Raw genomic sequence first — 10,428 nt, 5'->3', positions numbered from 1 at the left:
TAGTAATAACTTCACCAGTAAGTTTAACAAGTGGAGATAAACATATTGTTGCATTGCCTTTTGATGGATATAAAATAACTTATACTATTAAGTTTAATCATACATTTTTAAAGACACAAATGTTAGAATTAGAAGTTAATTTAGATAGTTATAAAAAAGAGATTGGAAATGCTAGAACTTTTGGATTTGATTATGAAGTGGATTATTTAAAAAAGAATAATCTTGCTTTAGGTGGAACTTTAGAAAATGCAATAGTAATAAAAGCGAATGGAGTATTAAATCCAGATGGCTTAAGATTTGAAGATGAATTTGTAAGACATAAAATTCTTGATTTAATTGGTGATTTAAAAATATTAAATAGACCAATTAGAGGACATATTATAGCTATCAAAGCGGGACACGCTTTAGATATAGAATTTGCCAAACTATTAAAATAATCAGGAGGAATTAAATATGTTAGATGTAATGGAAATAATGAAGAGAATACCACACAGATACCCATTTTTATTAGTTGACAGAATAATAGAGATGGATACAGAGGCACAAAAAATAGTAGGAATAAAAAATGTAACTATAAATGAACAGTTTTTCAATGGACATTTTCCAGGACACCCTATAATGCCAGGAGTATTAACTGTTGAAGGAATGGCTCAGTGTTTAGGAGTATTAGTTTTAGATGATACTGAAGGAAAGGTTCCATATTTTGCAGCAATAGAATCAGTTAAATTTAAAGCTCCAGTAAGACCAGGAGATCAGTTAGTATATGAAGTACAAGTGGATAAATTAAGAAGAAATATAGTAAAAGCTACAGGAGTGGCAAAAGTTGATGGAAAAGTGGTGACAGAAGCATCATTCACTTTTACAATTATGGACAAATAAGAGAGTAGGGTGAAAAAAGAGTGATTGAAATTCATAGCAGTGCTATCGTTGAAGATGGAGCAATATTAGAACCAGGAGTAAAAATAGGACCTTTTTGTATTGTTGGTAAAGATGTAAAAATAGGGCAAAATACAGTATTACAATCTCATGTAGTTGTTGAAGGAATAACAGAGATTGGAGAGGATAATTTAATATATTCTTTTGTATCTATAGGAAAAGCATCTCAAGATTTAAAATATAAAGGGGAGCCTACAAAAACAATAATTGGAAATAACAACACCATAAGAGAGTTTGTAACAATTCATAGAGGAACAGATGACAGATGGGAAACAATAGTAGGAAGTAATAACTTACTAATGGCATATGTTCATGTGGCTCATGATGTTATAGTAGGAGATAATTGTATTTTAGCAAATGGAGTTACCTTAGCAGGACATGTAACAGTTGATGACTATGCTATTATTGGAGGATTAACACCAGTTCATCAATTCTGTAGAATTGGGTCTTATTCAATGATTGGTGGTGGAAGTGCTGTAAATCAGGATATCTGTCCATTTGTAACTGCAGAGGGAAATAAAGCTGTAGTTAGAGGGTTAAATAGTATTGGATTAAGAAGAAAAGGATTCACTGAAGAGGATCGTTCTAATTTAAAGAAAGCTTATAGAATTTTATTTAGAAAGGGTGCTCCTCTAAAAGAAGCTTTAGCAGAATTGGAATCAACATTCTCAGAGGATAAAAATATCAAGTATCTTGTTGACTTTATAAAAGATAGTAACAGGGGGATTACAAGATAATGAGAAAAATTGGAATAATAGTAGGTAACGGAAAGTTACCTCTATATTTCCTAAGAGAGGCAGAGTCTCAGGATATAGAGGTATATTTAATTGGTTTATTTGATACTATAGAAGAAGAGATAAAAAAACATAAAAATTATAAATCTTTTAATATTGGAGAAATTGGAGAAATTACAAAATATTTATTATTAAATGATATTAAAGAAGTAGTTATGCTTGGAAAGGTAGAAAAGTCATTACTTTTTCAAAATATGAAATTAGATTATTTTGGAGAAGAGTTATTAAAAAGATTGCCAGATAAAAAAGATGAAACGCTTCTTTTTGGTGTAATATCTTTTTTAAGATTAAATAAGATAAAAGTTTTACCACAGAATCATCTTTTAGGAAGTTTAATGGTAAAAGAGAAAAAATATACAAGAATATCTGGAAATATTGAAGATGAAAAAACTATTAAAATCGGAATAGAAACTGCAAAGGCTTTAAGTGAAGTGGATGCTGGGCAAACAGTTGTTTGTAAGGAGTCTTCAGTTATAGCACTAGAGGGAATTGAAGGAACTGATGAAACAATAAAAAGAGCAGGAGAATTAGCAGGAGAAGGGTGTATAATTATAAAAATGTCAAGGCCTCAGCAAGATATGAGAGTTGATATACCAGCTGTTGGAATAAATACTATAAAAAAAGCTGTAGAGATAAAAGCTAAAGGTATTGTGGTAGAGGCAGAAAAAATGCTATTTTTAGATTTGGAAGAGTGTAAAAAATTAGCAGAGGAAAATAACATCTTTATTATTGGAGTGAAAATATGAAAATATTTGTATCAACAGGAGAAGTATCAGGAGATTTACACCTTTCTTATTTAGTGAAAAAAGCTTTGGAAGAAGATCCAAAAGTTAAATTTTATGGCGTTGCAGGTCGTCACTCTGAAAAAGAGGGAGTGGAAATACTGCAAGATATAGATGAACTTGCAATAATGGGATTTGTAGAAGCAATAAAGAAATATAATTTTTTAAAAAATAAAGCAAAAGAGTATATAGAGTTTATAAAAAAAGAAAATATAAAAAAAGTTATTATGGTGGATTATGGTGGTTTTAATCTGAAATTTTTAGAACTTTTGAAAAAAGAGATAAAAGATATTGAAGTTTTTTATTATATTCCTCCAAAACTTTGGATTTGGGGAGAAAAAAGAGTAGAAAAATTGAGATTAGCTGATCATATTATGGTAATATTTCCATGGGAAGTGGACTTTTATAAAAAACATAATATTAATGCAATTTATTATGGTAATCCATTTACAGAAAAATACAAACCAGTAGAGCATTATGGTGATAAAATTTTGTTATTACCAGGAAGTAGAAAACAAGAGATTAAATCTTTAATGAGTGATATGTTAAATGTTGTAGAAAATAATAAAAATCAAACTTTTTTATTAAAGCTTTCTTCAAAAGAGCATTTAAAATGGATTCAAGAAGATTTAAGCAAATATAAGAATTTAGAGATAAATAGTAAGATATCCTTAAAAGAAGCAGTAGAAAGTAGTAAACTAGCAATAGCAGCTTCAGGAACAGTAACTTTAGAGTTAGCTTTATTAGGGCTGCCAACAATTGTAGTTTATAAAACTAGTGCCATAAATTATTTTATAGCTAAACATATATTGAAAGTAGGATATGTATCTTTACCTAATCTAACTTTAAATGAAGAAGTTTTTCCAGAACTTTTACAGAAAAAATGCAATCCACAAGAGATTGAAAAAAGTATGAAAGAAATTTTGAATAATTTAGATGACATTTATAAAAAAATAGATAAAATTAGAAAAAAACTTTCAGGGGAAGATATTACAAAACAATATGCTAAATTTTTATTGAGAGGAAGATAAGATGGAAAAAACAAATGAATTTGATAAGAAAATAATGAAACTATTTAAAAATAAGTCTTTAAACAGTTTCTTGAAATACAGTTTAAAATACAAAGGAGCTATGATTGGTGTTGTTTTACTATCTACAGTAACTTCATTGATGAGTGCAGTTCCAGCATGGCTAAGTAAATATTTAATAGATGATGTTTTAGTTAATAAAAATGCTAAAATGATGGTAATAGTTATTGGGGCTATATTTGTATCTACAATAATTAAGGTTATCACAAATTATTTTGCATCAATTTCATCAGGGTATATAACAGAAAAAATAAGAAGAGATATTAAAATAGATGTTTTTTCACATTTGCAAAGATTACCAATATCTTATTTTAAGCAGAATAAACTTGGAGATACTATGGCAAGGTTGTCTGGTGATTCAACTACTTTAGGTAGAATTGGATTTATGTTATTTGATATGTTAAAAGAGTTTATCACTGTTGTAGCTTTACTTGTAAGAATGTTTCAAGTGGACTTTATTTTAGCTTTAATATCATTAACAGTTTTACCAGCAATATTATCTATGATAAAAAAATATACAAAAAAAATAAGAAAATCAGGAAGAGTAAGACAAGATACAGTTGGTTTTGTAACTGCATTTATTCAAGAGGCACTATCTGGAATATCAGTAATCAAAGCTTTTAATAGAAGTGATAAAATAATTGATAAGTATAAAGATGTAACTCAAGAAGAGTTTGATAAGATATATAAAACAATTAAAATAAAAGCAAAGATTTCTCCAATTAATGAAGTTCTATCAACACTAATGATTTTATTAGTAGCTTCATATGGAGGTTATCAAATAATAATAACTCAAACAATGACTCCAGGAGATTTAATATCTTTTATAACTGCAATAGGATTAATGCAACAACCTTTAAAAACACTTATTAAAAGAAATAGTGAATTACAAGAAGCATTACCATCAGCAGATAGAGTAATAGAAATATTAGATATTCCTCAAGAGATAGATCACATAGGAGATAAAGCAATAGAAGTTCCTAAAACAATAGATACAATATCATTTGAAAATGTAGATTTTATGTATGATGATGGAAAAGATAGAGTTCTTAAGAACTTTAATTTAGAGGTAAAAGCAGGAGAAGTTGTTGCTTTGGTAGGGAAAAGTGGAAGTGGAAAGACAACTTTAGTTAATTTATTACCTAGATATTATGATATAACTGGTGGTAAAATAAAAGTTAATGATATTGATATAAGAGAAATATCTTTAGAAGAGTATAGAAATCATATAGGTATAGTTCCTCAAGAGACATTCTTATTTAGTGGAACAATTGCAGAAAATATTGCTTTTGGAAAAGATAATATGAGTGAAGAAAATATTGAAAATGCTGCTAAAATGGCAAATGCATATGATTTTATAATGGAATTACCAAATAAATTTGAAACAGAAGTTGGTGAAAGAGGAGTTCTTTTATCTGGTGGACAAAAACAAAGAATAGCAATAGCTAGAGCTTTGATTCAAAATCCAAGTATAATGATTTTAGATGAGGCGACATCAGCACTTGATACAGAATCAGAAAGATTAGTTCAAGAGGCATTAGATAAATTAATGGTTGGAAGAACAACTTTTGTTATAGCACATAGATTATCTACAATAATTAATGCGGATAAGATTGTGGTTATGGAAGATGGAGAGATAAAAGAAGTAGGAAATCATGAATGTTTACTAAAAGAAAATGGAATATATAGAAAATTATATGAAATTCAATTTGGTAGATTAGAACCTAATGATTTAGAAGAGGTTAAAGTGATAGAAGAGGGAAATCTTGAAGAAGTAGAACAGTACGTATAAAAATATAAAAAACATAAAAAATGAATTGAGAGGATGTAAAAATGACATTAAGAGAAGATGGAAGACAATTAAACGAAAAGAGACCAGTGAAAGTTACTAGAAACTATACTATGTTTGCAGAAGGGTCTGTATTAATAGAGGTAGGGAATACTAAAGTTATTTGTACAGCAACAGTTGTGGAAAAAGTTCCACCATTTTTAAAGAATCAAGGTAAGGGATGGATAACAGCTGAATATTCTATGCTACCAAGAGCAACTGGAGATAGAAATATGAGAGAATCTGCTAAAGGAAAACTAGGTGGAAGAACTATGGAGATTCAAAGACTAATAGGAAGAGCATTAAGAGCTTGTATTGATCTTGAAAAACTAGGTGAAAGAACAGTAACAATTGACTGTGATGTAATTCAAGCAGATGGTGGAACAAGAACTACTTCAATAACAGGTGGATACATTGCTCTTGAAATGGCTATGAGAAGACTTATTGAAAAAGGACTATTAAAAGAAAGTCCATTAAATGCAAATGTAGCAGCAATATCAGTTGGTGTAGTAAAAGGAGTTCCTATGCTTGATTTAATGTATACAGAGGATTCATCAGCAGGTGTTGATATGAACGTAATAATGAACGATAAGGGAGAGTTTGTTGAACTTCAAGGAACAGGAGAAGAGTCTACATTTACAAGAACAGAATTAAATGACCTATTAGCATTAGCAGAAAAAGGTATCTTTGAATTAATAGAGGTTCAAAAGAAAGAGATAGAAGAGGAGTTCTCAAAATAATGAAAGTTTTTTTAGCCACAGGAAATAAAAAGAAAATAGATGAAATATCGAAAATACTTGATGGATCAAATATAGAAATACTATCTATAAACGATGGGATTGAAATTCCAGAGGTTATAGAAGATGGAAATACTTTTGAAGAAAACTCAAAAAAGAAAGCACTTGAAATAGCAAAATTTACAAATATGATAACAATAGCTGATGATTCTGGATTATGTGTAGAAGCTTTAAATAATGAACCAGGAGTTTATTCAGCAAGATATTCAGGTGAAAATGCTACAGATGCAGAAAATAATAAAAAATTAGTGGAAAATCTAAAAAATGTAAAAAATAGGAAAGCTAAGTTTGTAACTGTAATGACTTTAGGGAAACCAAATGGAGAGAGTTACTCTTTTAGAGGTGAAGTTCAAGGAGAAATTATAGATATATCAAGAGGAAAAGATGGATTTGGATATGATCCACACTTTTACGTAGAAGAATATGATAAAACATTTGCAGAGATGCCAGAGATAAAAAATAAAATTAGTCATAGAGCAAAAGCATTAAATGCTTTAAAAAAAGGGATTAATGAAATATTAAATATTGGCTAACCTAAGGGTTAGCTTTTTTTAAGAAAAAAATTATGTGGGAGAGAGAATGTATTTAAAAGGTATAGAAATTTATGGGTTTAAATCATTTGGAGAAAGAATTAAATTGGATTTTAATGGTGGAATAACATCAATAGTTGGACCAAATGGAAGTGGAAAATCAAATATATTAGATGCTATTCTATGGGTTTTAGGAGAGCAATCTTATAAAAATATAAGAGCAAAAGAAAGTAAGGATATTGTTTTTTCTGGAGGAGAGGGAAAAAAAGCAGCAAATTATGCTGAAGTTTCATTGTTTATTGATAATAAAGATGAATTTTTTCCAATTGAATGTGAGAATATAAAGATAACAAGAAAAATGTCTAACACAGGAGAAAATGATTATTTAATAAATGATAAAAAAGTTAGACTTAAAGATATAGGAGAGCTTTTTTTAGATACAGGTGTTGGTAAAAGTGCTTACTCTGTTATAGGGCAAGGAAAAGTTGAAAGAATTATATCATCTTCAAATAAAGAACTCAAAGGAATAATTGAAGAGGCTGCTGGAGTTAAAAAGTGTCAATATAAGAAAATAGAATCTGAAAAAAGATTAGAAAAAGTTCAAAATGAACTTGAGAAAATAGAGTTAGTTTTAAATGAGATAGGTGAAAATAGAGATAGAGTTGAAAGACAATCTAAGAAAGCTATTAATTTTTTAAATATAAAAACAGAAAAAAATATTCTTGAAAAAGGTGTTTTAACTTTTGATGTTCAATACAAAAAAAATATTCTTGAAAATGGAAATATTGAAAAAGATAAATTAGAAATATTAATATCTCAATATAATGAAGAACTTTTTAAAAATGAAGAAATTTTAATTAAAAATGAGTTGAGAAGGAAAGAACTTTATAAACAAATAGAAAATTATTCTGAAAATAACAGTAGTTTAAAAGGTGAAATAGAAAGATTAGAAAAAGAAGAAATAAGAGTAAAGGAAAGAATTACTTTTATAAAAAAGGAAATAGTTGAAAAGCTAGAATTAGAAAAAAATATAGAAAAAAATATAGATATTAAAAATGAAGTGCTTGAAAAGTTAGAATGTGAAAAAAATGAGATTCTAGATAAAATAAATAATATAGAAATTCAAAATAAAGAGTTTGAGAAGAAGATAGAAATTGAAGAAACTTTAAAGAGGGAAAAAGAGATATCTGTTGATTTAAAAAAGAAAAAGATAATGGATTTAGAAGTAGAAAAATTAAAACTTCTTAATGAAATTGAAAGTTCAACTAGAAGAATGAAGGGAAGTGAATTTAAAATAAATTCACTAAAAGATGAACTAGTTAATCATGAAAAGAAAAATAATGATATTCTTGGAGAATTAAATATTGCTCAGACTCATAAAGAAAGTAAAATTAAAGAGTTAAAAGATACAGAGGATAGACAGAAAAAATTAGAAGAAGAGATAAGTAGTTTAAGTAAGGATATGAACAAATCTTCAGAATTGATTAGAAATGCTGAGTTTGAGGAGAGAAGAGGTAGTGCAAAACTTCAAGGTTTGTATAGAGTCCAAGATAGTAATGAGGGGTTCTATAAAGGAGTAAAAGAAGTACTTAACTCTAAAATTAATGGAGTATATGGAGCTGTAATATCTTTAATGAATGTTCCAGATGAATATCAAAAAGCAATAGAAGCAGCAATTCCAGGAAACTTACAAGATATAGTTGTAACAACAAGTGATGTTGCTAAGTATTGTGTTAAAATATTAAAAGATAAAAAAGTTGGAAGAGCTTCGTTTTTAGCTTTAGATACAATAAAAGTTGGAAATTTAAAAGATATACCAAAAATTGAGGGCGTTATTGGAAGAGCTTCAACTTTAGTTTCTTCAGAGGAAAAATATGGTAAAGTTTTAGATATGTTACTTGGAAATATCTTAATTGTAGAAGATGTTGATATAGCATTAGATATTATAAAGAAAAATAGATTTTCTGGAAATATAGTAACTTTATCTGGAGAGTTATTAAGTTCAAGAGGGAGAATTACTGGTGGAGATAGTGGAAACTCAATTGTAAGTCAAATTTTTGAAAGAAAAAAAGAGATAAAATTATTAGAGGAACAGAGTAAAGAGTTAAAGAAAAATTTGATTTTTTGGAATGAGAATCTAGAAAAATTAAATAAACAACTTGAAAAATATGAAGATGAAATAGGGAATATTGATAACTTAGAAGATGTTTTAAGAAAGCATGTGAAGTTAGCAGAGGAAAAATATGAAGAATTAAAAGGAAAAAGTGAAAAGATTCAAAAAGAAAAAAGAATAATAGAGATTGAAATAAAAGAGGAAGAAAGTTATAGTGTAGAATATTCTAAAAGAGTTGAAAATTCAAAATCTTCTAAGGGAATAACAGAGAAGATAGTATCTGATTTAAAGGATGAATTAGATAGAGACAATAAATTAGTTCTTGATTTAAATGGTGATATTAATAAATTGAAAAATGATTTTTCAGATATTAGAATTTTATATTTAAATAGTAAAGATAGAAGTATTCAAATTGAAAAAGAGAAAATTAAAGAGGAAGAAAATTATAAAGAGCTAACTGAAAAAATAAAAGAAATAAAAAATAAAAATGAAGAAATAAAAAAAGAGCTTGAAAAATTACAAGAAAAAGAAGATACTATAAAGATAGAGATTCAAAATAAAAATGAGAAATTTGAAAATGAAAATGAAGAATTAAAAAATATGAAAAAAGAGGATCATATTTTAGAGGAAGATTCTAAAAATTTAATTAAAAATTCTAGAAATTTAGAAGGAAAATTATTTAAAGAAAAAGAAATTTTTAATAGAGAGATTGAAAGAAAAGAAAAGTATGAAAAAGAGATAGAAGAGATAGAAGTACAATTAAATGAACTTTTAGAAGTGGAACTTTTAAATATAGAAGAAAAGCATTTAAAAGAGAGTAGAATTAAAGTGAAGGAATTTGAAAATAAATTGAAAAATTTTGATTCAGTAAATCTTCTTTCAATAGAGGAGTTTAAAGAATTAGATAATAAGTATAAATTTATAGATATTCAAAGAGAAGATTTAGTAAAAGGAGAAAAAAGTTTATCTTTATTAATTAAGGATATTAATAAAACAATAGAGGAAAAATTTTACGAAGCTTATGAAGAGATAAATAAAAACTTTAATGAAATGTGTACAGAAACATTAGATAATTCAGAAGGAAAACTAATGTTATATAATGGTGATGATTTTACAAATTGTGGTGTTGAAATATTTGTAAAATATAAAAATAAAAAAAGACAATCACTTTCTCTACTATCTGGTGGTGAAAAATCTATGGTAGCTATTGCTTTTATTATGGCAATATTCATGTATAAACCTAGTCCTTTTACTTTCTTAGATGAAATTGAAGCAGCTTTAGATGAAAAGAATACTAAAAAATTAATTGGAAAATTAAAGGAATTTACAGACAGATCTCAGTTTATTTTAATTACTCATAATAAAGAAACAATGAAAGCTTCAGATTCATTATATGGGGTTACAATGAATAAAAAAATAGGAATCTCTAAATTAGTTCCAGTAAAAATATAGTAAAGAGAGGGAAAAATGAAACTTTTATCGTATATTTATTTTGTTATAACCTCAATACGTAATTGGCTTTATGACCATGGGCATTTAAAAATAAATAAAGTATCTAAT

At 27.3% G+C, this 10,428-nt stretch carries 9 protein-coding genes; all 9 read left to right on the top strand.

The window, feature by feature from the left end; translation table 11 throughout:
- On the top strand, positions 1-437 hold a 437-nt coding region (locus tag Q0V09_RS04200), incomplete at its 5' end, for a UDP-3-O-acyl-N-acetylglucosamine deacetylase (RefSeq protein WP_297487305.1).
- 16 nt (positions 438-453) lie between these two features.
- Positions 454-879: a 3-hydroxyacyl-ACP dehydratase FabZ gene (gene fabZ / locus Q0V09_RS04195; protein WP_297487303.1), complete on the top strand. Its 426-nt coding sequence runs from the start codon at positions 454-456 to the stop codon at positions 877-879.
- A gap of 20 nt (positions 880-899) precedes the next feature.
- Entirely contained in the window at positions 900-1,673 is a 774-nt protein-coding gene (gene lpxA / locus Q0V09_RS04190; RefSeq protein ID WP_297487301.1) for an acyl-ACP--UDP-N-acetylglucosamine O-acyltransferase, read from the top strand.
- Positions 1,673-2,476, top strand: a complete 804-nt coding sequence (locus Q0V09_RS04185; protein ID WP_297487299.1) for an LpxI family protein — start codon at positions 1,673-1,675, stop codon at positions 2,474-2,476. The genes lpxA and Q0V09_RS04185 overlap by 1 nt, the downstream gene beginning before the upstream one ends.
- Positions 2,473-3,543 carry a lipid-A-disaccharide synthase gene (lpxB, locus tag Q0V09_RS04180; protein ID WP_297487297.1) on the top strand — a complete coding sequence of 357 codons (1,071 nt, stop codon included), beginning with the start codon at positions 2,473-2,475 and terminating at the stop codon, positions 3,541-3,543. Before Q0V09_RS04185 ends, lpxB begins: the two co-directional genes overlap by 4 nt.
- 34 nt (positions 3,544-3,577) lie before the next feature.
- Entirely contained in the window at positions 3,578-5,392 is a 1,815-nt protein-coding gene (locus Q0V09_RS04175) for an ABC transporter ATP-binding protein (protein ID WP_297487307.1), read from the top strand.
- A 41-nt stretch (positions 5,393-5,433) separates the two neighbouring features.
- Positions 5,434-6,168: a ribonuclease PH gene (rph, locus tag Q0V09_RS04170; protein ID WP_297487295.1), complete on the top strand. Its 735-nt coding sequence runs from the start codon at positions 5,434-5,436 to the stop codon at positions 6,166-6,168.
- Complete coding sequence (locus Q0V09_RS04165; RefSeq protein WP_297405901.1) at positions 6,168-6,758, top strand: XTP/dITP diphosphatase; 591 nt, start codon at positions 6,168-6,170, stop codon at positions 6,756-6,758. The genes rph and Q0V09_RS04165 overlap by 1 nt, the downstream gene beginning before the upstream one ends.
- Before the next feature lie 46 nt (positions 6,759-6,804).
- Entirely contained in the window at positions 6,805-10,320 is a 3,516-nt protein-coding gene (gene smc / locus Q0V09_RS04160; protein ID WP_297487293.1) for a chromosome segregation protein SMC, read from the top strand.
- Positions 10,321-10,428 lie beyond the last annotated feature (108 nt).

It is taken from the genome of uncultured Cetobacterium sp., from assembly GCF_947039425.1.
Lineage (GTDB): Bacteria > Fusobacteriota > Fusobacteriia > Fusobacteriales > Fusobacteriaceae > Cetobacterium_A.
The sequence above is the reverse complement of the archived record's forward strand: the minus strand, read 5'-3'. Positions and strand labels throughout refer to the sequence as shown.